Origin of the sequence: Corynebacterium sp. TAE3-ERU2 (assembly GCF_019209955.1) — a bacterium.
Classification (GTDB): Bacteria; Actinomycetota; Actinomycetes; order Mycobacteriales; family Mycobacteriaceae; genus Corynebacterium; species Corynebacterium megadyptis.
This window is the reverse complement of the sequence record NZ_JAHUTL010000005.1, coordinates 191332-217367: the sequence shown is the minus strand read 5'-3', so window position 1 is coordinate 217367 and position 26036 is coordinate 191332. Positions and strand designations below refer to the sequence as shown.

Sequence of the window (26036 nt, the reverse complement as noted above, 5' to 3'; positions counted from 1 at the left end):
GCTGTCGAGAACCTAGTGAGCTAGAGGCTAATGAAACACCTGCTTTCCATCGAGGACCTCAGCAAAGACGAGATCCTGACCATCATGGATGAGGCGGATAAGTTCCTAGAACTGCTGTCTCACCGCGAGATCAAGAAGCTGCCGACACTCCGCGGCCGCACCATTTTCACCCTCTTTTACGAAAACTCCACCCGCACCCGCTCCTCCTTCGAGACCGCCGGCAAGTGGATGAGTGCGGACGTGATCAATATTTCCGCCTCCTCGTCCTCGGTGAAGAAGGGCGAATCGCTCAAGGACACCGGCTTGACCTTGAGCGCGGTGGGGGCGGATGCCATCATCATCCGGCACCCCGCCTCGGGCGCGGCCGAACAGCTGGCCCGCTGGGTGGCCCCGCAGGGGGAGGGGCCGAGCGTGATCAACGCCGGCGATGGCGCCCACCAGCACCCCACCCAAGCCCTGCTGGACGCGGTGACCATGCGCCAGCGCCTGGGCCGTATCGAAGGAAAAAAGATTGCGATTGTGGGCGACTGCCTGCACTCGCGGGTGGTGCGCTCCAATGTGGATCTGCTCACCACCTTGGGCGCCGAGGTCACCCTCGTCGCCCCGCCCACGCTGCTGCCCTTCGGCGTGGAGAACTGGCCGGTGACCGTCTCCTATGAGATGGACCCGGTGCTCGCCGACCAAGATGTGGTGATGATGCTGCGCGTGCAGCAAGAGCGTATGAACGGCGGATTCTTCCCCTCCCATCGCGAATACGCCACCCTGTACGGAATGAGCAAGGCCCGCCTGGCGCAGCTGAAGGACGAGGCCATCGTGATGCACCCCGGGCCGATGCTGCGTGGCATGGAAATTAACGACTATGTTGCCGACGCCCCGCAAACCGCTGTGCTGCAACAGGTATCCAATGGTGTGCACGTGCGCATGGCCGTGCTCTTTACCCTGCTCTGTGGCCAGGGCAGCCCGCGCGAGTAAGTCCCAAAGGAGAAAATAATGACGACTGAGACCACATATCCTGCCACTGGGGAACTCGCGCCTGTTGCCGAGGGCACCCTCCTCATTCTCAACGCCCGCCCCTATGGCGAGGGCGAGCCGCGTCACCTGCTGATCCGCGATGGCGTGATCGACAGCCTCGATGCCGCCGCCGATACTGCCGCCGATCGCACCATCGACGCCGCCGGGGCGGTGCTGCTGCCCGGGCTGGTGGATATTCACGTGCACCTGCGCGAGCCCGGCCGCGAGGATACGGAGACCATCGCCACCGGCTCCGCAGCGGCTGCCAAGGGCGGGTTTACCGCCGTATTCACCATGGCCAATACCCAGCCGGTGATGGATCAGCCGGTGATCGCCGAGTCCGTCTGGTTTAAAGGCCAGCAGGTGGGCCTCTGCGATGTTCACCCCGTGGGCTCCATTACCAAGGGGCTGAAGGGCGAGACGCTCACCGAGTTCGGCATGATGGCCAACTCCGCAGCCAAGGTGCGCATGTTCTCCGATGACGGCGTATGCGTGAATAATCCGCAGGTGATGCGCCGCGCCCTGGAATACGCCAAAGGCCAGAACGTGCTGCTCGCCCAGCACTGCGAGGATGCCCGCCTGACCGAAGGGGCAGTGGCCCACGAGGGCGAAATGGCTGCTCGGCTCGGCCTCCGCGGCTGGCCGCGCGTGGCGGAGGAGTCGATTGTGGCGCGTGATGCGATCATGACCCGCGATTATGGCGCCCGCATGCACATCTGCCACGCCTCCACCGCCGGCACGGTCACGCTCGTGCGCTGGGCCAAGGACTGCGGCATTCCGCTCACCGCCGAGGTCACACCCCACCATTTATTGCTTCACGACGCTCGCCTGCACAATTTCGATGGCCGCGACCGAGTGAATCCGCCGCTGCGCGAGAAGTCCGATACCGAGAAGCTGCGTGATGCGCTGCTCGACGGCACCATCGACTGCGTGGCCACCGACCACGCCCCGCACGGCTCCGAGGAGAAATGCTGCGAATTCTCTGAGGCCAAAAACGGCATGCTGGGCCTAGAGACCTCGCTGGCGATCGTGCACCAGATCTTCGTGGAATCCGGGCTCGCCGATTGGCGCTTCGTGGCCAAGGTGATGAGCGAAAAGCCCGCCGAGATCGTGCGCCTGCCCGGCCACGGCCGTCCCATTGCCGTCGGCGAGCCCGCCAATCTCACCGTGGTGGATCCGCACAGCCCGTGGACCGCCCGCGGCGAGGAGATGGACTCCAAGGCCGATAACACCCCCTATGAGGGTATGGACTTCAACGCCCAGGTCACCCACACCATCCTGCGCGGCACCGTGACCTATGAGCGTCGCTAAGCCACAGCACACCCCCACACCCCAGAAAAAACTTCATGGAAAGGCCCTCACACAGTGACTACTGAGACCACCCACTCGGCCACCACGCGGCCCGCAGTGCTCGTGCTCGCCGACGGCAACACCTACCGCGGGCTCGCTTTCGGCGCGGACGGCAACGCCTTCGGCGAGGCCGTCTTTACCACCGCCATGACCGGTTATCAGGAGACGATGACCGATCCCAGCTACCACAAGCAGATGGTGGTGATGACCGCCCCGCAGATCGGTAACACCGGCTGGAATGACGAAGATAATGAGTCCCGCGAGGACAAGATCTGGATCGCCGGTCTAATTATTCGCGATCTCTCCCACACCGTCTCTAATTGGCGGGCCCGCCGCAGCCTCGAGGAGGAAATGATCTCCCAAGGCCTGGTGGGCATTAAGCATGTAGATACCCGCGCCATCGTGCGCCACCTGCGCAACTACGGTTCCATCAAGGCGGGCGTGTTCACCGGCGAGGACGCCCTGCTCGATACCGAGGAGCTGGTGCGCCGCGTGCAGGCCCAAGAAGATATGGAAGGCGCGAATCTTTCGGCCGATGTCTCCATCACTGAGCCGCAGGTTCTCGAACCCGAGGGCGAGGTACGAGCCACCGTGGTGGCCTATGACATGGGCATTAAGTCCAATACCCCGCGCAACCTGCTTGCTCGCGGCATGCGCACCGTGCTGGTGCCGGCCAATTACCCCTGTGAGAAGGCCATGGAGTACCAGCCCGATGGCGTGTTCATCTCCAATGGCCCGGGCGATCCGGCCACCGCCGATGAGATGGTGAGCATCGTGCAGCAGTTCCTGGACAAGGATGTGCCGATCTTCGGCATCTGCTTCGGCAACCAGATCCTGGGCCGGGCCTTCGGCATGAACACCTACAAGCTCAAGTTCGGCCACCGCGGCGTGAATATCCCCGTGAAAAACCACGTGCAGGGCCACATCGAAATCACCGCCCAAAACCACGGCTTCGCCCTCGAAGGTGAACAAGGCCAGGAGTTTGCTACCCCCTATGGCCCCGCGCTGGTGACGCATACCTGTCTCAACGATGGCGTGGTCGAAGGCGTGGCGCTGAAGAATGGGCGGGCTTTCTCGGTGCAGTACCACCCCGAGGCTGCCGCCGGCCCGAATGATGCCAACCCGCTCTTCGATCAATTCGTGGAGCTGGTTCTCGCGGACATCGCGGCGAAAAAATCCGGCTCCGGCGACGGCCAGAACTAAGCACACCAGGAAGAGAAAGAGGAATACAGACAATGCCCAAGCGCACTGACATCAATCACGTCCTGGTTATTGGATCCGGCCCCATTGTGATCGGCCAGGCCTGCGAGTTCGACTACTCCGGCACCCAGGCGTGCCGCGTGCTCAAGCAGGAGGGGATGCGGGTGACCCTCATCAACTCCAACCCGGCGACGATCATGACCGATCCGGAGTTCGCCGATCACACCTATGTGGAGCCGATCCACCCCGATTACATCGAGAAGATCTTTGACAAAGAGATCGCCGAAGGCCATCCCATCGACGCCGTGCTGGCGACCCTCGGCGGCCAGACCGCCCTCAACGCCGCCATCGCTCTGGATCGACGCGGCAGCCTAGAGAAGTACAATGTGGAGCTCATCGGCGCCGATATTCCCGCCATTCAGCGCGGCGAGGATCGCCAGAAGTTCAAAGACATCGTGGCCAAGATCGGCGGCGAATCCGCGCGATCGCGCGTCTGCCACAACATGGACGAAGTCCACGAGACCGTCGCCGAGTTGGGGCTGCCCGTGGTGGTGCGCCCCTCCTTCACCATGGGTGGTCTCGGCTCCGGCTTGGCCTTCGATAACGATGACCTCGAACGCATCGCCGGCGGCGGTTTGGCCGCCTCGCCGGAGGCCAATGTGCTCATCGAGGAATCCATCCTCGGCTGGAAAGAATATGAGCTGGAGCTCATGCGCGATGGCGATGACAACGTGGTGGTCATTTGCTCCATCGAAAACGTCGACGCCCTCGGCGTGCACACCGGCGACTCCGTGACCGTGGCGCCGGCTCTGACGCTGACCGACCGCGAGTTCCAGAAGATGCGCGATCAGGGCATCGCCATTATCCGCGAGGTGGGCGTGGATACCGGCGGCTGTAATATCCAGTTCGCCATCAACCCCACCGATGGCCGCATCATCACCATCGAGATGAACCCGCGTGTGTCCCGCTCCTCGGCACTGGCCTCGAAGGCCACTGGCTTCCCAATCGCGAAGATCGCCGCCATGCTGGCCATCGGCTATACCTTGGACGAGATCACCAACGACATCACCGGTGAAACCCCGGCGGCCTTCGAGCCGACGCTGGACTATGTGGTGGTCAAGGCCCCGCGCTTTGCCTTTGAGAAGTTCCCCGGCGCCGATGACACGCTCACCACCACCATGAAGTCGGTGGGCGAGGCCATGAGCCTGGGCCGCAACTACGCCGCAGCCACCAATAAGGTGATGCGCTCGCTGGAGAATAAGGACACCGGTTTCTGGACCGCGCCCGATCGCTGCGCCGATGCCGACGCCGCCTTGGAGTCCCTCAAGCGCCCCGTGGCCGGCCGGATGTACGAGGTCGAGCAGGCCCTGCGCGGCGGCAAGACCATCGCTGAGGTCCACGAGGCCTCCGGCATCGATCCTTGGTTCCTCGCCGAGATCCAGCACCTAGTAGAGCTGCGCCAGCAGCTTATCGACGCCCCCGTGCTCACCGAGCAGCTGCTGCGCCTGGCGAAATACTATGGCCTTTCTGATAAGCAGATCGCGGCCCTGCGCCCAGAGTTCGCCGGCGAGACCGGCGTGCGCTCACTGCGCTGGTCGCTGGGTATCCGCCCGGTATTTAAGACCGTGGACACCTGTGCGGCCGAGTTCGAAGCCAAGACTCCGTATTACTACTCCTCCTATGAATTCGATGCTGGGGCGGAATCCGAGGTGAGCCCGCAGACCGAGAAGGAGAAGGTGATCATTCTCGGCTCGGGTCCGAACCGCATCGGCCAGGGCATCGAGTTCGACTACTCCTGCGTGCACGCCGCGCTGGAGCTCTCGCGGGTGGGCTACGAGACCATCATGGTCAACTGCAACCCCGAGACAGTCTCCACCGACTACGACACCGCCGATCGCCTCTACTTTGAGCCGCTGACCTTCGAAGACGTCATGGAGGTCTACCACGCCGAGTGCCAGTCCGGCACCGTGGCCGGGGTGATTGTGCAGCTCGGCGGCCAAACCCCGCTGGGCCTGGCCGAGCAGCTGCGCAACGCCGGGGTGCCCGTGGTGGGCACCACGCCCGAGGCCATCGATTTGGCGGAGGATCGCGGCGAGTTCGGTGAGGTGCTGGCCAAGGCCGGTTTGCCGGCGCCCGAGTTTGGTACCGCTACCTCCTTCGCCGAAGCCCGCGACGTCGCCGCCCGCATTGGCTACCCCGTGCTGGTGCGCCCCAGCTATGTGCTGGGCGGGCGCGGCATGGAGATCGTCTACGACGAGCAGACCCTCGAGGACTACATCAACCGCGCCACCGAGCTCTCCAATGAGCACCCGGTGCTGGTGGATCGCTTCTTGGACAACGCGATCGAGATCGATGTGGACGCCCTCTGCGATGGCGAGGAGGTCTACCTCGGCGGAGTGATGGAGCACATCGAGGAAGCCGGTATCCACTCCGGCGATAGCTCCTGCGCCTTGCCGCCGATGACGCTCGGCGCCGAGGACATCGAGAAGGTCCGCCAGTCCACCGTGGCTCTCGCCCACGGCATCGGAGTCAAGGGCCTGATGAACGTCCAGTACGCGCTGAAGGACGACACCCTCTACATCATCGAGGCCAATCCGCGTGCCTCGCGTACCGTGCCCTTCGTCTCGAAGGCCACCGGGGTGCCGCTGGCGAAGGCTGCCGCCCGCATCATGATGGGCGCCAGCATCGCCGAGCTGAAGGAAGAAAAGCTCATCCCGACCACCCACGACGGCGGCTCGCTGCCCATGGATGCACCTATCGCGGTGAAGGAAGCCGTGCTGCCGTTTACCCGCTTCCGCCGCCCCGACGGCTCCATGCTGGACTCGCTGCTTAGCCCAGAGATGAAGTCCACCGGTGAGGTGATGGGCCTGGCCGATAGCTTCGGCGCCGCCTATGCCAAGGCCGAGGATGCCGCCTTCGGCGCGCTGCCCACCTCCGGCACGGTGTTCGTCTCTGTCGCTAACCGCGATAAGCGCACCCTGAACTTCCCGATCCAGCAGCTGGCCAAGCTCGGCTTTAAGATGATGGCCACCAAGGGCACCGCCGATATGCTGCGCCGCAATGGCGTCGAATGCGAAGTGGTGGCCAAGGCCAGCCAGGTACGCGAAGGCAGCGAGGAGCTGTCCATCGTGGACAAGATCACCGCCGGCGAGGTGGATCTCATCCTCAACACCCCTGCCGGCTCCGCCGGTGCCCGCCACGATGGCTACGATATTCGCGCCGCCGCCGTGAGCGCCGGGGTGCCGCTGGTGACCACCGTGCAGGGCGTGACCGCCGCTGTGCAGGGCATCGAGGCGATGCGAGACAACGAGCTGAGCATCCTGCCCCTGCAGGAGCTCAATCATGAAAACATCGCAGCCAAGGCGGGGGAGTAAGTGAGCGACTTCGGATCCCAGCTCCACCAGGCCTCCCTCGAGCACGGCCGGCTCTGTGTGGGCATTGACCCCCACCCGGCGCTGCTCGACGCCTGGGGGCTGCCTCGCAGCATCGCCGGCCTGCGTGAATTTAGCGCCACCTGTGTGCGCGCCTTCGCGGGCTCTGTCGCCCTGGTAAAGCCGCAAGTGGCCTTCTTCGAAGCCTATGGTGCTGCCGGCTACACCGTGCTCGAGGAGACCATCAATTCGCTGCGGCAGGCCGGCACCCTCGTGGTAGCCGATGCCAAGCGCGGCGATATCGGCTCCACCATGGCCGCCTACGCGGATGCGTGGCTGCGCCCTGGCTCCCCGCTGGAGGTAGACGCCCTCACGGTCTCTCCCTACCTGGGCTTCGGTGCCCTCGCACCGGCCCTGGACTATGCGGAGCAGGGCAAAGGGCTATTCGTGCTCGCCGCCACCTCCAACCCGGAGGGGCAGAGCATCCAGCGGGCGGTGAAGCAGGGCGAGCTGACTGTCGCCCAGCACATCGTCGATGAGGCTGCCGCCTGCAATGCGGCGCGAGCAGCCGCTGGCAGCCCCGGCAACGTCGGCGTCGTCGTGGGGGCAACACTGCGCGACGCCCCCGCTCTCGCGGCGCTCAATGGCCCCATCCTGATGCCTGGGGTAGGCGCCCAAGGAGCCGGCGCGGAGGACGTCGATAAGCTCGCACAGGGAATGACACACATGGCATTTCCCAACGTCTCTCGTGGGGTATTGCAGGCCGGTGCAAGCGTGAAAGCCCTAGAAAAGGCCGTTTCGGACTTAGCCGGCCAATTTCCGGGAATCCCCAGCTAGAAGCGTTATCGAGAGAGAGCGCGCGACAAGCCCGCGGCCTGTCACCTTGGCTTTTGTCCAAGTAGTGCTAGACTGATGCGAGCTTCAAGGAATCCGCTCGGCGCACACGCTGTGTCGAGGCGGTTTCCACCAGATAGCCCAAGTAATTAATCGCCTACGAATCGGAGGAACCAACGTGGCCCTTCCCAAGTTGACTGACGAGCAGCGCAAGGAAGCCCTCGCGAAAGCTGCTGAGGCCCGCAAGGCCCGTGCTGAGCTGAAGGAAAAGCTGAAGCGCGGCGGCACCAACCTTAAGGAAGTTCTGGACCAGGCCCAGGACAACGAGATCATTGGCAAGACCAAGGTTTCCGCTCTCCTCGAGGCCATGCCGAAGGTGGGCAAGGTCAAGGCTAAGGAGATCATGGAGGACCTCGAGATTGCTCAGACCCGCCGTCTGCGCGGCTTGGGCGACCGTCAGCGTCGTGCTCTGCTCGAGCGCTTCGGTTTCTCTGAGGACTAATTCAGATGACCGGCGAGAACCCGACGCCCCGCCTCGTCGTCTTAGCTGGTCCCTCTGCGGTGGGTAAATCCACCGTGGTTCATCGTCTGCGCACAGACGTGCCCTCGCTGTATTTCAGCGTCTCCATGACCACCCGCGATCCTCGCCCCGGTGAGGTGGATGGTCAGGACTACTTCTTCGTGTCGATGGAGCAGTTCAACGACATGATTGAGGCAGGGGAGATGCTCGAATGGGCGGATATTCACGGCGGATTGCAGCGCTCTGGCACCCCCGCGCGACCGGTCACCGAAGCCCTTGCGGCTGGACGGCCCGTGCTCGTGGAGGTTGATCTACAGGGGGCGCGCAACATCGTGAAGTCCATGCCCGAGGCAACCACCGTGTTCCTCGCCCCGCCCTCCTGGGAGGTGCTGGTTGATCGCCTGACCGGTCGTGGTACCGAGTCTCAAGAGGTGATTGATCGTCGTCTCGCGACGGCGCGCAAGGAGCTCGATTCGCAAAGCGAATTCGACCACGTGGTGGTCAACGATGATGTGGACGCAGCAGTCGAGGCTATTCACCAGCTTCTCACCGGCCACTAGCCGTCGAGGGTGCCACTCGGGCCCGCGAGCGTAGTGGACCGCAGTGAGCAGTATGGTGCAGAGAGAACTTTTACAGATAGCAATCCAGAAAAAGGATGACAGTGAGTAACCAAACCACAGGCAATGAGTCTGTTTTCGATGATCCGGTAGGCATTACCGCACCGCCCATCGACAGCCTTATGAACCATGTGTCCTCCAAGTACGCTCTTGCCATTTTCGCGGCGAAGCGTGCCCGTCAGATCAACAGCTACTACCAGCAGGCGGACGAGGGCGTCTTTGAATTCATTGGCCCACTCGTTACCCCCGAAGCTGGCGAGAAGCCGCTGTCTATCGCCCTGCGCGAGATCGACGCTGGAATGCTGCACCACGAGGAAGGCTAATAGCCTTATCCCTTGATCGGCCTCCGTGTTCGCACGGTTACTACAAGGGGCCAGCTCGACGCTGCCCCGGTCGGCATCACCAACCCAGTACGCCCACACCAACGGTGCGTGCTGGGTTTTGTGCTGTGCGCATCCAGCGGCCGTAGGGGTATCGGCTACCCTTGACACTTATGAGCTCGAGCGAGAAACTCTCCATCGTCGTTGGTGTGACCGGCGGCATCGCCGCCTATAAGGCCTGCCATGTGATCCGTGCTTTCACCGAAGCGGGACACAGCGTGCGGGTGGTACCTACCCGCAATGCCCTCAAATTCGTCGGGGAAGCCACCTTCACCGCGCTATCCGGCAATCCGGTAGCCACCGATGTATTTGAGAACGTGGATAAGGTGCAGCACGTGATGGTGGGCCAGCAGGCCGATCTCGTGGTGGTGGTACCCGCGACCGCTGATTTCTTGGCCCGGCTGCGCTTGGGCATGGCGGATGATCAGCTCACCGCCACCTGTCTGGTGGCCACCTGCCCCGTGGTGGTGGCCCCGGCTATGCATACCGAGATGTGGAATAACCCCGCTACCCGGGAAAATGTCCAGGTGCTGCGGCAGCGCGGTATCGCGGTGATGGAGCCCGCCCATGGTCGGCTCACCGGCCACGATAGCGGGCCAGGCCGGCTGCCCGAACCGGAGCAGGTGGTGGACTATGCGCTCGGAGTACAGGAGGAGGGCCGCGCCCCGCAGCGCGATCTGGAGGGCGTGCAGGTCCTGATTTCTGCCGGCGGGACGCGCGAGGAGATTGACCCCGTGCGCTTTATTGGCAATCATTCCTCCGGCCGCCAAGGTTATGCCCTGGCCAATGCCGCCGCCCAGCGTGGTGCAGAGGTGGTGCTTGTTGTCGGGGCGGCGGACACGATGGTGGATCCCATCGGAGCGCGGATCATCCGCATTGATTCCGCCGCCGAGCTCCACGCAGCCATGGACCGCGAGGCGCCTGATGCCGATGTGGTGATTATGGCCGCCGCGGTGGCGGATTATCGCCCCGCCCACCGGGCGGAGTCCAAGATGAAAAAGGGCAAGGCTGAGGCGGATCTCTCGGTGATTGAGATGACCCAAAACCCCGATATTCTCGCCGGTTTGGTGCAGCAGCGCCGCGATGGCGTGGTGCCCGCGGAGACGATCATCGTCGGTTTCGCCGCCGAGACCGGCGATGAGCACACCAGCCCGCTGCAGCTCGGGCGAGAAAAGCTCCAGCGTAAAGGGGTAGATCTGCTCATGGTCAATCACGTCGGCGGTGGCCGCGTCTTCGGTCAAGACACCAACGAGGGCTGGCTGCTCGGCGCCGATAATACGGAGACAGCCGTGCCCGCGGGAACGAAGAACGCGGTGGCGCATCGGATTCTCGATGGGGTCAGCGCACTTCGGCGCTAGCGCGGCGCAGGAGCGCATATGGAAGCGCGTGCCCTGCATGTATTGCTAAATTAGACCGCTTAGTCTATGTTTGTTGTCTATGACCAGCGCAGCTAAAGATACTCGACTTTTCACCAGCGAGTCGGTGACGGAAGGTCACCCGGACAAGATCTGTGATGCTATCTCAGATACCATTCTCGACGCCATGCTCGAGGTGGACCCGCACTCTCGGGTGGCCGTGGAAACTGTGGTCACTACCGGTTTAGTGCACGTGGTGGGCGAGGTGCGCTGCGCCGGCTATGTGGAGATCCCGCAGCTGGTGCGCACCAAGCTGAAGGAGATCGGTTTCACCTCCTCCGAGGTGGGCTTCGATGGCACCACCTGTGGAGTAACCGTGGCCATTGGCGAGCAGAGTGCTGAGATCGGCTCGGGCGTGGACACCTCCCAGGAGGTGCGTAGCGGTACCTCCCAGCACGATGATGATCACGCGGGCGCGGGCGATCAGGGCCTGATGTTTGGCTATGCCACCAACGAGACGGATGAGTACATGCCGCTGCCGATTGCGTTGGCACATCGTCTTTCTCGGCGTCTCACCCAGGTGCGCAAGGAGGGCATCGTGCCCCATCTGCGCCCGGACGGCAAAACCCAGGTGACCTTCGCCTATGACGAGGCGGATAATCCCAGCCATATCGACACCATCGTGATCTCCACCCAGCACGATCCGGATATCACCCAGCAGTGGCTGGAGGAGCAGCTGCGGGAGCACGTGATTAACTGGGTGATCGCCGATGCCGGGCTGGAGAGCTTCCTCAGTGAGGATCTCACCGTGCTCATTAACCCCTCCGGCTCCTTCGTACTTGGCGGGCCGATGGGCGATGCTGGGCTGACCGGCCGCAAGATCATTGTGGACACCTATGGCGGCATGGCCCGCCACGGCGGTGGCGCCTTCTCTGGCAAGGATCCCTCGAAGGTGGATCGCTCCGGCGCCTACGCTATGCGCTGGGTGGCGAAAAACATCGTGGCCGCCGGCTTGGCCGATAAGGCCGAGGTGCAGGTGGCTTATGCCATTGGCCGCGCCGCTCCGGTGGGGCTGTATGTAGAAACCTTCGGCACCGCCAAGCATGGTCTGAGCGATGAGCAGATCCAGCACGCTGTGGCTGAGGTCTTTAATCTGCGCCCGGCGGCGATTATCCGCGAGCTGGATCTCTTGCGCCCGATTTACGCGGACACCTCCGCCTATGGCCACTTTGGCCGCACCGATGTGGACTTCCCGTGGGAGCACACCAACCGTGTGGAGGAGTTGCGCGCCGCAGCGGGGATCTAGACTAGAATCTCCCGCATGGCTACCCACCCGCGCACCCCAGCAGAATCCCTGCCGGTGGCGCGGGTATTGCCTTTGCTGGGGCTGATTCACCTCGACCGCTACTTCGACTACCGCCTCAGCGAGGCCGATTCTGCAAGCGCCCAACCTGGGGTGAAGGTGCGGGTGCGCTTCGGCGGGCGGCTGGTGGATGCCATCCTGATCTCCCGGCACGAGACCTCCGAACACCAGGGCTCCCTGCGCTATATCGAGCGGGTCATCTCGCCCGAGGTGGTCTATCCACCCAGCACCCAGGCGCTCGTGGAGAAACTAGCCGAACGCTATGCCGGCTGCCGTTCGGATATGATCCGCGCCGCGGTGCCGAATCGCCATGCCGCCGCCGAGAAAACAGACTTCACCACCTCCTGGGAGACGCTTGGCGACGCCGCCGAGCCGGACATGAGCGCCTGGGATAACTATGTGCGCGGCCAGGCGTTTCTTAAGGCCGTGGAGGAGGGCAAACCCGCCCGCATTGCCTGGCAGATCAACCCCGACGGCGACTGGGCCGCCGAGCTCGCCGCCGCCTTGGTGCACACCGTGCGAGCCGGCCATGGGGCTTTAGCGGTGGTGCCGCATCAACGCGCCTTGGATCGTCTCGAGGCCGCTCTGCGCGAGCTGGTGTCGGCGAAACAGATCACCACGCTCAGCGCCACGCTGGGCCCGCAGGCGCGCTACCGGCGTTTTTTGTCGATCCTGCATGGTCAGTCACGGCTGGTGATTGGCACCCGTTCTGCGGCCTTCGCCCCCGTGCAGGATCTGCGCCTAGCTGCGATCATGTTCGATGGCGATGATAATCTCGTCGATCCGCGCGCCCCCTATTGGCACGCCCGCGAGGTGTTGAGCACCCGTTCCGCGCAGGAAAAATGCGCGCTCATCATGGGCGGCTATGCCCGCACCGCCGAGGTGCAGCTCATGGTGGAGCGTGGCTGGGCTTTCGACTGCGCCGGCGAGCGCGGACACATCCGCCAAGCCGCGCCCTTGACCATGGCCACCGGCGCATCCGCCTATGGCGGCGGCGATCCGCTGGCGAAGAGCAGGCGCATTCCCAGCAGGGCCTATCAGGCGGTGCGCGCCGCCGTGGAGGCCGAGCGGCCGGTGCTGGTGCAGGTTCCCCGCAAGGGCTATGCGCCTACTCTTGCGTGTCGACGCTGTCGCGCTGCCGCCCGTTGCCGCCACTGCAATGGCCCCCTTGAGCTTCCTGCCTCCGGCGATCCCCACGTGCCGGTTTCTCCGCAGTGCCGGTGGTGTGGGCGTATCGACGCCCACCACGAGTGTCTTGAATGCGGCTCCACAGAGATTCGCGCCGTGGTGATCGGATCCGATCGCACCGCCGAGGAACTGGGCCGCGCCTTCAGCGGGGTACGGGTGGTGACCTCGAGTGGGGAGAAGATCGTCTCCGAGATCGACCCCGGCCCCACCATCGTGGTGGCGACCTCGGGCGCGGAGCCCCGCGTCGTCGGGGGTCGGTACGGTGCTGCGATTCTGCTCGATACCTGGGGGCTGCTGAGTAAGCAGGATCTCCGCGCCGGCGAGGAGGCGTTAGCGAGCTGGCTGCGTGTTGGCTCCTTGGTGGACTCTCGGGATAATGATGGCCAGTTGATCGTGGTGGCCGATCAGGATGTGCCCGTGGTGCAGGCGCTCCTGCGCTGGGATCCCATTGGCGCTGCCCACAGGGAGCTGGCCGAGCGCGCCGAGGTGGAGCTGCCACCGACGACCACCATGGCCGTGGTGGATGGCGGCCGCGCCAGCTTGGATCGTTTCGTGGAACTGCTCGAGCTACCCGAGCAGGTAGAGGTGTTGGGGCCAGTGGATCTTCCCCCAGGAGTGCATTTGCCAGGGGAGTGGGATGAGCGCGCCTTTGGCCCGCCCGAGCGGATGATTATTCGCGGTAGCCTCCCCGCCCAACAGTTGGGGCGGATCTTGAAGGCCGGACAGATCAAACGCGAGGTCCGCTCGGAGGACCCGCCCTTGCGCGTCCAGGTGGGACCGCTGCGTATCGGCTAGCGGATACGTGGAGTCGCGAGAGCAGGGTAAGTTATATCGAAGCGGCGGCAGCTGAGAAAGCACACCCTAGTTTATGATCTGGAGGACTAATAAGCGGCGTATTGTCAGTGATGGAAAGGCGATGCTGCTAGCTGGCTTGGCTTTAGCGGAAGGCTAATTATTCTCCAGCCGAATAGACGGGAAGGGTGTGTGTATTCAAAAGGGTCATGCTTTTCCAGCCTTTTTAAGATTCCGCGAATGCTCCATATTGAAGAGCTATTTCTATCAAGGACTCTAAAAAAGTCTGCTATCTGTGTTTCATCTCGCTGCTTTCCGCGTAAACGGTTCAATTTCGGATCGCCGAAAAATACCGGCTTGTATGTGAGCGATAAGCTTTCGCCGAGGCGGATTTTGCAAGAAACGACTATGCCATCCCCGGGGGAGCAGCGCATTTCACTAATATGTCCTCTAAATCCATCGTTTGGGCCGATTATTTCAGTTCCCTGCTCGAATGCGTAAGCCTCTCCAAATATTACCGTCCGTAGGCAATTGTTGACGAGAAAAGCTCGTTTGTTATCGATCATGAACAGCTCAAGAGGGGGTTTCGATTTCCGGGAGATGATCGCAAGGGTTGTAGATACCACCAAACCAGCAGCTACGCCCCCGACGGTTGCATTCTCCGAGAGGGTGAGTAGGTCTACCATGGAAAACCTCCCACGACTATCGATGTGTTTATCGAATGTGAGTTTACTGTAATCGTGGAAGCTAGGCTGAGTACCTGTGTCCAATCTTTAAGGAGTTATAGCAGAAGCGGTGGTTGAGCGGGCCCGCGCCACTATGGCACCGGACCCGCCGTGCAACCGTGGGATCCCCCTCGACTAGCTCGGGTATCTATCCCAGCGGGTTGGGGGTGAGATGACCGAAGCGGTGGGTGGTAATAGACACCGCCTGCTCCAGTAGCAGCGGCAGCAGCTCGCGGCGGCCATCGGAGAGTACCGGCGCCTCGAGGAGGGTGGCGCCCAAGCGCACGGCGTGCTCGCGCATCGCGTCACTCGGTTCACCAAGCACGCGGACCCGCAGCTGCGCTACCTGCTCGCTTTCTTGGGCGCTCAGCCCTGCGGCGCGGGCCACAGCTGTCGCCTCGGCATCGCCGGTGACGACCACAGTGGTGCCGGTGCGTAGTGCGCCGAGGTGAATACGCAGCAGATCCCGTAGCCTCCAGCCAGCGCCGAGGTGCACCTGCAGCGGCTCGAGTAGCGGCCGGTAGCGGAAGATATTGCTCTCGGATTGCAGCCCCGTGCGATCGTGGGTGCGACCAAACTCCCGCTCCCACCAGTACTGATCCGAGTGGGCGGCACGACGCAGCCACTCCAGATCGGCGGCGTTAAGATCCAGGCGTCCATCGTGGGCGCGTTCTGCGATATCGCGCAGTGCCCGGTTGATGCTCGGTTCGAGGGATACCGGCGGCACCTCCACTGCTTCGGTCTCGCTCCACACGCCCTGCTGGGCCACGTAGTTCGGGCCGCCGGCCTTGGCTCCGGCGCCGAGGGCGGATTTCTTCCACCCGCCGAAGGATTGGCGTTGCACGATCGCGCCGGTGATACCGCGATTGACATAGGCGTTGCCGACTTCCACATGCTCCACCCAGTGCCGGATTTCCTCCTCGTCGAGGGAGTGGAGCCCGCCGGTCAGGCCATAGCCGGTGGAGTTTTGCCACTCGATGGCCTCGTCGAGATCGCGGGCCCGCATGATGCCGAGCACCGGACCGAAGCATTCGTGGGTGTGATACCAGGAGCCGGGTTGGACGTTATCGCGGATACCGGGGCTCCACAGCGTGCCCTCCTCGTTGAGCTTGCGTGGCTTAATTAGCCAGCGCTCGCCCGGTTCGAGGGTGGTCAGCCCGCGCAGAAGTTTCTCATTGGGTGCTTCGATGAGCCCGTTCATGGTGGTGGAGATATTGGTGCCCACACCCACCTTGAGGGTAGAGACGGCATCAACTAGCTGGTTGATGATGCGCTCGGACTTGCCCGCGCTGCCCACCAGAATGGCAAGGGAGGCGGCGGAGCATTTCTGCCCGGCGTGGCCGAAGGCGGAGTGATAGAGATCCGATACTGCTAGATCAGGATCGGCGGCGGGGGTGATGATCAGCGCGTTCTTTCCTGAGGTCTCGGCGTTGATCACCATCTCCGGCTTCCACGAGCGGAAGAGCTCTGCGGTATCGGAGGCGCCGGTGAGAATCACCGACTCCACATCCTCGTGCGCGATCAGCCGCTTGCCGGCCTCGTCCTCATCGGCATTGACCAGTTGCAGAATGTCCTCGCCGATGCCGGCCTCGCGCAGGGCCTCGACCGCCACCTCAGCACAGCGCAAGGCCTGCGGCGCGGGCTTGATGATCACCGCGGAGCCTGCCGCCAGCGCGGCGAAGACCCCGCCCATGGGAATGGCGATGGGGAAGTTCCACGGTGGGGTCACCACTACTACTGAGTAGGGCGTGAACTGTGCACCGGAGTGCTCGTCGATCGCCCGGGCAGATTCTGCGTAGTAGCGGGCGAAGTCGATGGCCTCGGAGATCTCCGGATCGGCTTGGTCGACAGTTTTGCCGGCCTCGTGCGCTGCCACAGAAATCAGCTGTCCGCGGTAGCGTCCCAGAGCGTCAGCGGCGCGGTCGAGCACCTCGGCGCGCTCCGCCCCGGAACGCCCAGCCCATGCCTCATGCGCCTGTTGGGCACGGGCGACAGCCTGATCAATCACCGCAGGATCGGTGATCAATTCAGACACCGGCGCACCTGGATCCTGAGCGAGCGCCTCCAGGGCCCAGGCGCGGTTGGCCGCGAGGGCGGGATCTGTGTCGGGCTCGTTGTGGAAATGCCCGTCATGACCCAGCTGGGCTTCGGTGTTCTTGGCGCGGTTTTGGGTGCGCCGCGCGCTATCGCGCACCTCCCAGCGCTCCCGCACCGCGTCGAGATAGCGCTGCTCTTGCTGCTCTAACGGTGTGTGCTGGTCGGGTCCTTCGACATCGGGGGCGAACATCGCATAGATAAAGTTCTGCGGCTCGCCGTTTTCCTCCAACCGGCGCACCAGATAAGAGATGGCCACATCGAAGTCTTCCTTGTGCACCACCGGGGTGTAGAGGATGATGCGCCCAGCGTCGCGCTGCACCACGCGGCTTTGGGCCGGGGCCATGCCTTGGAGCATTTCGATATCGAGCTGCCGGCTCACCCCGCGCTTATCCGCTAGCTCGATGGCGGTGGCGAGGGTGTAGAGGTTGTGGCTGGCCACACCGATGCGAATGGCATCGGCGTTGTCCTCAGTCAGCACATAGTCCAGCAGGCGAAGATAGTTGGCGTCCACCTCGGCCTTGCTCATATACGGCGCCTGCGGCCAGTCGTGCAGCTCGGCCTCCACGCGTTCCATGGAGAGGTTTGCGCCCTTGACGATGCGCACCTTAATCGGCGCGCCGCCGTTGGCCACGCGCTCGCGGGCGAAGGTGACCAGTTGTTCCAGCGCGCCCACCGAGTCCGGCAGATAGGCCTGAATCACGATGCCGGTTTCGAGATCGTGGAACTCCTCTTCGGCCATGAGCTCGGTAAAGAGCCGCAGCGTGAGCTCGAGGTCCTTATATTCCTCCATGTCGAGGTTGATAAAGGGCCGATCGGCGCGTTCTTGCGCGGCGCGATAGAGCGGCCGGATTTTGTCTTTGAGCGCCTCGACCGAGCCCTCAAAGTCCCAGTGATTCAGCTGCGAGACCACCGCGGAGGCCTTAATGGAGACGTAGGTGACCTTCGGATTCTGCAGCAGCTCAAGGGTGCGCTCTAGGCGTCGATCCGCTTCCTTTTCACCCAGCACGGCCTCGCCAAGCAGGTTCACATTCAGCTGAAAGCCCTGCTCTGCGGCGCGATCGAGCAGCTTATCCAGCTTCGATCCTTGGGCATCAAATACCAGGTGGCCCACCATCTGGCGTAGCTTGGCGCGCGCGATCGGCATAGCAACATGCGGCATTGCCGGGGCGAGAAGAGAACCGGCGGTGATCAGCGACTTATTCACCACGCCCATAAAGTCCGGAATCGCGCTCTGCGTGCGCCGCTGCGCATCAAGCGGGCTCGCGAGCCGGTTGAGCTCCCGCGCCGACACCGCATTATCTTCCGGCCGTGCCACCCGGTCCACAAACCCCATGGTGAAGTCAATGCCGCCCTCAGAGCGCACCATCTCGGATAAAAGCTCGGTGTTTTTCGCTTCCTTGCTGCTCACCGACGCGCTCTCTGCTTCGCGCATCCACCGTTGCGCCCGCGCAATAGCGCTGTCGGTGATCTGCTCAAGGTCATCATTCAGGCGGATTGGCATGGTGTGCCCCACGTCCTCTCTGTGTGTCGGGTACAAAACACTTGACCGGCATTGGGTGGGCCGCGTCACGCGAGTGGATAGTGGGCCCCAGCGTAGCAGTACGCCCCGCTGTTCTGGGAGGGTTTTTTCGGCTTCGCTTATCGACGCCATCTAGCCGCCCACCAGCGCGTAGCCGAGCTGCAGCCGCGCTGCAGGTGGACACAGCTTTTGCTAAAAAGGTTTCCAAGGAGAAAGCGCCACAGGCCCACCCCTGTGGCGGATTCCCCGATATCACCGAATACATGTGAATGAGGAAGCGATAGGAATGATCTAAAAAAGAGCCTTTCTATCTGGCAGCTCATCGCCCTGATGCGCTTCGGCACCATCTGCGCGTTGAGAGAGGCGGGCCATCCCACTCTCACCATGGGCGGCTACACTGTCGGCATTCTCGGACTACCCACCGGCTTTCTTGGGCTGTTTGTTGTCACCTTCCGCATCCTGCTAGCCATGGGCCACGCTCAACTTTTGCCCAGTGCGCTCGCGCACGTCCACCCCGTACACAAAACCCCCACCAGCTTAGTCACCGCCCTACCGGGCGTTTCCCGCGCGCCGCGAGATCCTGCAGCAGGCATGCCTTGAAGGCTGCGAAACTAACCGCGTGGAGGAGATGTGCTGGATGAGTCCCAGCGAGGTGTACCGGACGCTCAACGCTCAGCCGGATGCTGGACTGAGCCGGCCGCTCAGTCCCACAGGCGAGGTATTGGCCTAACCCTGCGCAAGACCGACGGTCTAGGATCAGTGCACTAGCTAGTACACGGCTATGGTGTCTTCGAACGAAAACGACCTAGTGAAGTCAGAGGTGGCTACTACATATTCCTGTCGATCAATCCCTACCCGACGAAGTCTGAGGCATAGTAGACGAACTACGTAGCTAGTTACGCTTCAGCGTGGAACGTTCAATTAAGGAAGGGTTAATCAGAGACCAGACTCAAGGGCCTAACCTTCACGGTGCTGATCGTGACTTGGATGGACTACGTTTGTTTCGGTAAACGGCTGCCCCACAGCGAGCCACTAGGCTGCGACGTGACTGCAGACGAATACCAGCGGAGCTTCGAGGAGCTGCTCCGAGTATCGAATGGCGTGCGGCTCCGACAGTGGCTGTACCCAAGTGCGCTCGGACTCGCCGGGATTGGGTTTAAAGCATTCAAATCCCTGACCCGCTAAGCGGGTGCTCAGTGAATAGTCGGCACCGAATGCTTATACGCCTCGGCAAATCTCCGAGATCCCAGTGCTTCAACAGCAGCGGCTTGGACTCTGCCTATTAAATGTTGCCGTTGACCAAACATCAGCCGTCACTGACCAGAGAGCAGAATGGTCGAGAGTTGCCGAGGCGAGAACGTCGTCGAAGCCGGCCCCTAGCGTCTTCTTGGCGATGGCATATCTGTTCATTGGGCGCATGATGTCGTCGTACACCCGATCTCCTAGTGTGGGCGTGACTAACACTTACGAGGTGAAAGTATCTTGCCCCTATCGCGCGATTGCTGACAGACGTTGCTGAAAAGACAAATAATAGGACTCGGTCCTCATGGAGGATGGAAGACTTGTAATCTCGCATATTTTGGTCTTACGTGTACCTCAAAGCGCCGCCAGCCTGAGTCTATGAAGATGAAATAGGCTTCATCTCTTCCTCTATCAGCACAATGATGTTTACAAGTTCTTGTCGTGGTATGCGCAGCTCTAGCTGTGCTTTTAATCCTCTCGAGAGGAAAGTGTGCTAAGGAGTATAGATCTGTTTGACCTGCTGTTTCGTTGGATGTTGTTACTGAGACTATTGAGATCTCCAAGTCGACGACCACGAACAGCGAACCGTTTTATCTTGGAAGAAGTATGGTTAGACCATGTACCGTGAGCAGAAGCCGAGACTCGGCAGCCAGATCTTTACCTCCGAACCACAGCTCACCCGTGCAGTAGCAGCCGAAATACGCCATGCACCCGAAGCCGTCGAGCGTTTCATCGGCGCAGTACTGAAGAAAGATATCGGACGCTTAATCGAGGTGGGATGCGAGAAGGAAGAGCGCATCGATATTCTGCTCTCCTTCTCTGGGGAGACTCGAATTCGTAAGGTCGCTATTGAAGCGAAGGTTGATCATGTCGTTAGTTCCGAGCAAATCGAACGCCAAAGCACAGTTTGTGACGACGTAATTTTGCTTGTACTTGAAGCCGAAGATGCGGCCGCCTACCGGGATGAAGTGGCCGGAGTCGTGACGTGGAATGAACTCCTCAGCATATTTGATCAACCCCGTTTGCGGCTCGATGACGTTGAATCCCTCCCCGCACAGAAGGTTCAGGTAGAGCGGCTACTTCGGGATGCTCTTGCGCGGTATGTAGTGCCCGAGGGCTGGTCGCTGTATGTTGATCGTGGGGACTCAGCCATGCCGGGTATCACCATTATCAGTCCATCACATCCAATCAACGGGCAGCTTTGTGGGCAAATCCAGGTGACCGGACGAAAAATGCCTGATCGTCTGAACGACGTCATGATCGAGTTCTATGCAGGAACTCACGTCGAGGAGACAGAGGAGTGCTTCCCCTCACCGGAAACCACACCGCCGCCTCAATGGGTGAACAACGCTCGTATCCTCTACTCCGAAGTGCTCCGCGGAAATCCCGCGGCCTTCAACCTGAAGACCCGAGCACCAGGCATGTCTCGCAGGCCCCTAGGTAAACACCGTAAAGAACTCACCAAAAAATACCTCAGTGATTACCCATGGTTAGCGCAGGGATACATCGACTGGTCCATAGGAGTGCGCGCTTACGCTCAACCTCTCGGCTCGATTGATGGTGTGCTTGACACCGCGATGCGCCTATTTACTTCTTGGTTTGATGCTCTAGGTAACGAATAGTCCCAACCGCACGTAGATCGGTATAGCCGCCCTGATCTTGCAGTCACGGATGATGTGCTTGTAAGCGGCGATAGTGGCAACCACTGCGTCCAGCTTTTCTCGGATTTGAGCGCCGGTGGAGTGCTGCTGTCCCCTTGGGTGGTGTTACATGCATAAGTCGGCCACTCACGCCACTGCCGAGTGTCTGGTGTGGAAAAGTCACTAACTTCACCAGTTATTCGGATGGTTGCGGGATACCATTGACGCCCTGAACGTATGGAAATACGATGAAATCTGCGCTGCAGTAGGGGAGCGCGGTGCCCACTTCTTGGTCCATCCCAGTTTGTTTCCTAGATATTCAGGGGTATCCACCGCGCACAGTGCTTAGCCTGTCCATTAACCTCCAGATACCGGAAAGCATGCGCCCTCTCGAGCTTCTGGCTTCCGAAATTGTGCCTGGGCTAGCAATAGAAGAGAATGTTTACATCGTTTAACGCGCAAGACGGAGACAAGCACCCTTGATATCGATTCCGTCTGTATGGAAAAGTTTACTTCGTGGTGGCTGCGTTGTCCGGCCATCCTCGAACTATAACCGTGTGGCCTTGTGAAATAATTATTAATCCGGAGTAGGGTCAGAAAAACTTAGGTTTGACGTTAGTGAAAACTTTCTTTATTCAGCAATGTTACTTTCTACAATTAATTTCTATTGCCAACTATCGTTGGGGATAGGAGTCTATCGTTGTGTTCGTATTGAGAGCTGTGCGGGGAGTGGCGACCTATAAGGGCGGCGTGCTTCCTACGCGTAGTTGTAGGACATAAAGGCGGTGTTACTCTTTGGTGAATGGGTCCCAGCATGTAGGGCGTTGGGATAATGCTGGGAATGGTGTCCGTATTGTTGGAATTTTCCTAATAGTTATTATCATTGCATGTGGTTAGCTGTGGCGCGTTTCCACTCTCTTTGGTTTTGGTCGGAATTTCTTTGGTGGAATTTCTTGCTATGCTATGATTATCCCAACTCTGTTCTTGTGCTCCTTTGACGCCAAAGCACTGCCTCTTTGAATCCAATAGCCGCTTGTGTCGGAGTGTTCCATGAAAGCTTTCTTAGCCGAACGAGATCCTCAGTCTCCAGGCATACTTCAACGTCCAGCGACTGTGGCGGCCACTACCGTTCTTGCGCTATCGCTTACAGCATGTGGAAGTGGTTCGCCTGCCAATGACATCGCGGACACCTCGGCCGCTGCTGCTAAGTCCACGCGCACCACCACGGTGACGTCAACGACGAACGCCGCACCGACCCCAGAGTCCACCGCTGCAGCTCCGAGCCAGAACTTCACCCCAGAAGGGCAGCCACCTCCAGCAAAGGAACGCCAACCTCTGCCTGAGGGCAAAGTGCGATACCACAACAGTGCGGATTGGCAGTGGCTTTCTGATTCCACCACCGTGGTACCGGGAGTAAAGGTGTACAACAAAGCCGCGGGCACCGAGTGTTCCGCGGGCTTTTTCGGGCGTGCTGAAGGCAGAGACTTCATGATCACCGCGGGGCACTGTGGCGATCAAGGAGACGACATCTACGCGCGCAACGAATATGGCGAGAAGGCGTTTCTCGGCCGGGTGGTGGAGTCTGAATTCACTCTTAACAAGAAAGACTGGGCTCTGGTGGACGTGTCCCGATCCGAGGCCGTCTGGCGTTCCACCCCGCCGTTTACAGCCTCCTTGGTGGGATATCTGACGGTCGATCAGATGGACGAGTTCCGCCCCCAGATCTGCCGCCTGGGGTGGCGTACTGGCCTTAGCTGCGGGGACTACCGCAAGGGGTTCAGTGAGCTTATGTTTGAAGCCCATGCGCCGGCCGACCATGGTGACTCTGGTGGCCCAGCCTTCGCGATCATTGAGGACAAGCTATATGCAGCCGGGTTTGTATCCTCGGGTAGCGATTATGAGCCCGATCGTGAGACCTTTGCATCGATCGCGCCTGTTCTTGAACACTTCGACATCACCCTCTACAGCTAGTATCACGGTGACTGATCCATGAATCGCGTTCTTCGTTGAACCTGTGGCGGGGGTGTTGGTCTACGACCACCTCTGCGTTATGGATGAGCCTGAGGTTTCCACGCGAGCAGCGCTGGATGATGAATGGTCATCCTATGGGGTGTGTGGCCCTCGATCTAAGGCGTTCCGTTAGCGAAATTCGCGAGGCGGCACTTGACGCTGTTACGGTATTTCTCTAACGATCTTCTCTGCTACTATTCTCTTTATTTTTCCTGTGTAAGTAGAATATAACAGCAATCCAGAGCGCTAAGCTCGCACCTGCCTGCAAGCCGAAAATAGTCATATCTCCAGATTCATTATTAGGAAGGGGGATAAACTCGAAAGCGGGAATGACGCCAACGAGAAGTGCAACGAGGCCGAAGACTTTTTGCATGGTACGTTCGGCTTCATCCTTCCTCTCCTGTTCCTTGCGGAGAGCTTTCTCGTCTCTTTCGCGGATGCGCAACATTTCACGGTCATACCGTGACTGCAAAATAGATTTGCGTAAGTCCATCTCCTTATCGAATTCCGCAGAAAGCTCGCTTACGCCCAGACGATCTTGCAGTAGATGCAGCAAAGCGGTGGCAAAGGGCCGCTTGGGTATGGTCCGCTGCCAGATTTTATTGCGGAACCGAAGATAGTCGAGATTGAGCAAGTCAAAATGGTCGGTTGCCTCGCTCAGTGAGTCGGCATCAACGGCCATACTCGAGAGGCCAGTGTCACTTGTGCGGACAGAACGGAAGTCGTAGATACCGTTTTCCATCCGGTTGTGGAAGCGAACTAAGCCAAGGTACTGCCGCATAGCAAGTAGGCAGATATCAACGAAGCGGGTCTGGCTGAGCCCGGCGAAGAACAAGTCGTGATCGAGATCGGACTGTCGCTTAATCCCCACCAAGCATGTGGAGCTGGAGCGGAAGCACCAGTTAGCGAAAGAATTGACCTCGTGGTGCTGCTCCGCCGAAGAGTCCAAGGTGTTCAGCTCGTCGCTGAAGCGGTCTTGGGAATTGATGATGGATTCCGCCCATGCCTCGCACCAGACTTCTGGGTATGTGTAGCCTTCAGGAATGGAAATATTCTTATCTTCGATGCAGTATTCGGAGTATGCAGTCTCTTCTGCTACGCAATCATTGGGGATAAGTGAAATAATCCTGAAAGGCATGATGCTCTCATAGAATCGTACCTTCGATGTTGTGCCGGTGGAGCTTGTGGACTGAATATATCCGCCGGAGGATAATGAGACGGGAAGCCTTTGTTCTGCTTCACCGTTTATAGCTGGGAAATAGCAGTCCATGGTCGATGTGGCAATTGAGAATAGATCGCGTAAGAAACCATGGGCATGGCCCTCTTTTGTCTCACCTGAAACAGGATCGATGTACTGGCGTGTGGTATCTCTCTTGCTCACATAGGGGCCGATAATCACACCAGGCTCGTCGTCGTTTCTGATGGTAATGCCGTCACGAGGACGGGTAAGCATCTTAGAGACCAATGCGAGCCCGGTATGAGTAAGGTTTGTGCACTGTAGATGGCAGACGAGAAAGGCTCGAGGGACACTCTCCGGCCCATCGTCATCTCTCGAGGGGCTCGAGTCTTTCAACTTGTTGAAGTGGAGAAACTCCAGTGCGCGCAGCTCGATGTAGCCGTGAGGGTCGTCTGTCAGTTCTAGGGCCTTTTTTCTCTCTCCAGGGTTAGTGGCCTCCCGGAGAGTCCACGATGTTGAGGGCGAGCCGTGATCGAAGGTGCGAACGTAGTTGAGTACCTCAGGTGTGTGATCTACCCCTTGGCCTACATGCGGAAATCGTGCATTGCGCAGTTCCTCTTGCAGCTCCACGAGCTCCTCACCATCGAGCTCATCTGCGCTTAGTGGAGAGGAATCTAGGAAGGGGAAGGCATCGGCCGTCATGTGGGAAGCGTCGGGTTCTGCTCCAAACATGGACGCCAGTGAGCCGAAGTACTGTTTGATGCCAGAACCCAAGTGCTTGTGATTTGATGCCTTTTCCCCGCGGATGCTGCCGAAAACACTGGTGCCGCGGTACCGTCCCCAATGCCAACCGCTACCCGGTACCTGGCTACGACAAGGGTCCTCGTCATTTTTCTGCGCAGGCAGCGCGCTGACGGGGAAGGGGAAGATGAGACTGATGAAGCCCGCTTTCCACGGATAGTCCGAGTTTGTCTCGTCGAGACAGATGATATCGCCCAGCTCATAGTTCGCGGGCTTAGTTCTTTTGTCGAGCTTGTTATAGAGAGCATTGGGCACGCCATTGGTGTACTGCCACCTAGGGGCTGCCAAATTGACCCATCGTGTGAAGCTCTCGACGTCGGGAAGACTAGGGGTGAGTTCGCTATGAGCAGCGAGACGAGACTCCACGAGGGACATTCGCTTCTGGGAATACGTGGTGACGGCGGCGAGATCCATGAGGAACTTCCTATGCGGTGGAGTGTTTTTACGCACTGAAGTATATCGCGTCTCCGGTCGCGTGTGAGCAGTATTTACTCTTTTAAAGAGAGCACGACAGTAGCGTTAGCAGAGAAATCGTTGCCTCGTCTGTACGTGCCGCCCGCTGCGACATTCTCCACAGATAAACAGCTAGGGTGTGGTCAGCTATGACGTGTGCAGTGGATAGCGGCCGGCAGTGATAGCAGCGTCCACTCGCGCATTGTGCCTACTCAAAGCTGGGAAAAGGAAATACACGACGCGTCACCACGTCTGCATTGGTAGCTGAAGTGGTGTTATAAAGCACTGCGAGCGCGGTGAAAGTGGCCCGTCTTTTCCTGTAGAGACAACCCCCCAGTGAGCCACAGCAGCCCCCAGGCGGCGGGCGAGGTGCGAGGTGTGGGGTGGTCGC

General features: G+C 60.5%; 16 protein-coding genes. 13 read left to right on the top strand and 3 right to left on the bottom strand.

Going from position 1 to position 26036, the window contains the following annotated elements; translation table 11 throughout:
* Window positions 1-30: 30 nt before the first annotated feature.
* The 11 genes from KRX12_RS08640 to KRX12_RS08590 all read left to right on the top strand — a co-directional run bounded on the left by KRX12_RS08640 (window position 31) and on the right by KRX12_RS08590 (window position 13984).
* A complete protein-coding gene (locus KRX12_RS08640) occupies window positions 31-972 on the top strand; it encodes an aspartate carbamoyltransferase catalytic subunit (protein WP_151528686.1) in 942 nt (313 codons plus the stop codon).
* An 18-nt stretch (window positions 973-990) separates the two neighbouring features.
* On the top strand, window positions 991-2322 hold the full coding sequence (locus KRX12_RS08635; protein ID WP_218366363.1) for a dihydroorotase: 1332 nt from the start codon (window positions 991-993) through the stop codon (window positions 2320-2322).
* A 54-nt stretch (window positions 2323-2376) separates the two neighbouring features.
* Complete coding sequence (gene carA / locus KRX12_RS08630; protein ID WP_218366362.1) at window positions 2377-3564, top strand: glutamine-hydrolyzing carbamoyl-phosphate synthase small subunit; 1188 nt, start codon at window positions 2377-2379, stop codon at window positions 3562-3564.
* A 32-nt stretch (window positions 3565-3596) separates the two neighbouring features.
* A complete protein-coding gene (carB, locus tag KRX12_RS08625; RefSeq protein WP_218366361.1) occupies window positions 3597-6935 on the top strand; it encodes a carbamoyl-phosphate synthase large subunit in 3339 nt (1112 codons plus the stop codon).
* A complete protein-coding gene (gene pyrF / locus KRX12_RS08620; RefSeq protein WP_218363326.1) occupies window positions 6936-7769 on the top strand; it encodes an orotidine-5'-phosphate decarboxylase in 834 nt (277 codons plus the stop codon).
* A gap of 175 nt (window positions 7770-7944) precedes the next feature.
* The gene (gene mihF / locus KRX12_RS08615) at window positions 7945-8268 is read left to right on the top strand and encodes an integration host factor, actinobacterial type (protein ID WP_018019814.1); all 324 of its coding nucleotides are present in this window, start codon (window positions 7945-7947) and stop codon (window positions 8266-8268) included.
* 5 nt (window positions 8269-8273) lie between these two features.
* Window positions 8274-8846 carry a guanylate kinase gene (gene gmk / locus KRX12_RS08610; protein ID WP_218363325.1) on the top strand — a complete coding sequence of 191 codons (573 nt, stop codon included), beginning with the start codon at window positions 8274-8276 and terminating at the stop codon, window positions 8844-8846.
* 95 nt (window positions 8847-8941) lie between these two features.
* Complete coding sequence (rpoZ, locus tag KRX12_RS08605; RefSeq protein WP_151548649.1) at window positions 8942-9226, top strand: DNA-directed RNA polymerase subunit omega; 285 nt, start codon at window positions 8942-8944, stop codon at window positions 9224-9226.
* A gap of 170 nt (window positions 9227-9396) precedes the next feature.
* A complete protein-coding gene (coaBC, locus tag KRX12_RS08600; protein ID WP_218366360.1) occupies window positions 9397-10641 on the top strand; it encodes a bifunctional phosphopantothenoylcysteine decarboxylase/phosphopantothenate--cysteine ligase CoaBC in 1245 nt (414 codons plus the stop codon).
* Between the two features lie 79 nt (window positions 10642-10720).
* Window positions 10721-11944: a methionine adenosyltransferase gene (gene metK, locus KRX12_RS08595; protein WP_218366359.1), complete on the top strand. Its 1224-nt coding sequence runs from the start codon at window positions 10721-10723 to the stop codon at window positions 11942-11944.
* A gap of 15 nt (window positions 11945-11959) precedes the next feature.
* Complete coding sequence (locus KRX12_RS08590; protein ID WP_218366358.1) at window positions 11960-13984, top strand: primosomal protein N'; 2025 nt, start codon at window positions 11960-11962, stop codon at window positions 13982-13984.
* 104 nt (window positions 13985-14088) lie between these two features.
* On the opposite strand, the gene KRX12_RS08585 is transcribed toward KRX12_RS08590, so the two are convergent.
* Window positions 14089-14667, bottom strand: coding sequence for a hypothetical protein (locus tag KRX12_RS08585; protein ID WP_218366357.1), 579 nt, complete (start codon window positions 14665-14667; stop codon window positions 14089-14091).
* Window positions 14668-14854: 187 nt separating this feature from the next.
* On the bottom strand, window positions 14855-18304 hold the full coding sequence (locus tag KRX12_RS08580) for a proline dehydrogenase family protein (RefSeq protein ID WP_218366356.1): 3450 nt from the start codon (window positions 18302-18304) through the stop codon (window positions 14855-14857).
* Between the two features lie 1877 nt (window positions 18305-20181).
* On the opposite strand from KRX12_RS08580, the gene KRX12_RS08575 reads away from it, so the two are divergent.
* Both KRX12_RS08575 and KRX12_RS08570 read left to right on the top strand, forming a co-directional pair.
* Window positions 20182-21186: a hypothetical protein gene (locus KRX12_RS08575; RefSeq protein ID WP_218366355.1), complete on the top strand. Its 1005-nt coding sequence runs from the start codon at window positions 20182-20184 to the stop codon at window positions 21184-21186.
* 1368 nt (window positions 21187-22554) lie between these two features.
* Window positions 22555-23175 (top strand): S1 family peptidase, encoded by a 621-nt coding sequence (locus tag KRX12_RS08570; protein WP_218366354.1) that lies wholly within the window; start codon window positions 22555-22557, stop codon window positions 23173-23175.
* Between the two features lie 214 nt (window positions 23176-23389).
* Here the strand turns inward: KRX12_RS08570 and KRX12_RS08565 are convergent, their stop codons facing one another.
* Complete coding sequence (locus tag KRX12_RS08565; protein ID WP_218366353.1) at window positions 23390-25606, bottom strand: hypothetical protein; 2217 nt, start codon at window positions 25604-25606, stop codon at window positions 23390-23392.
* Window positions 25607-26036: the final 430 nt, after the last annotated feature.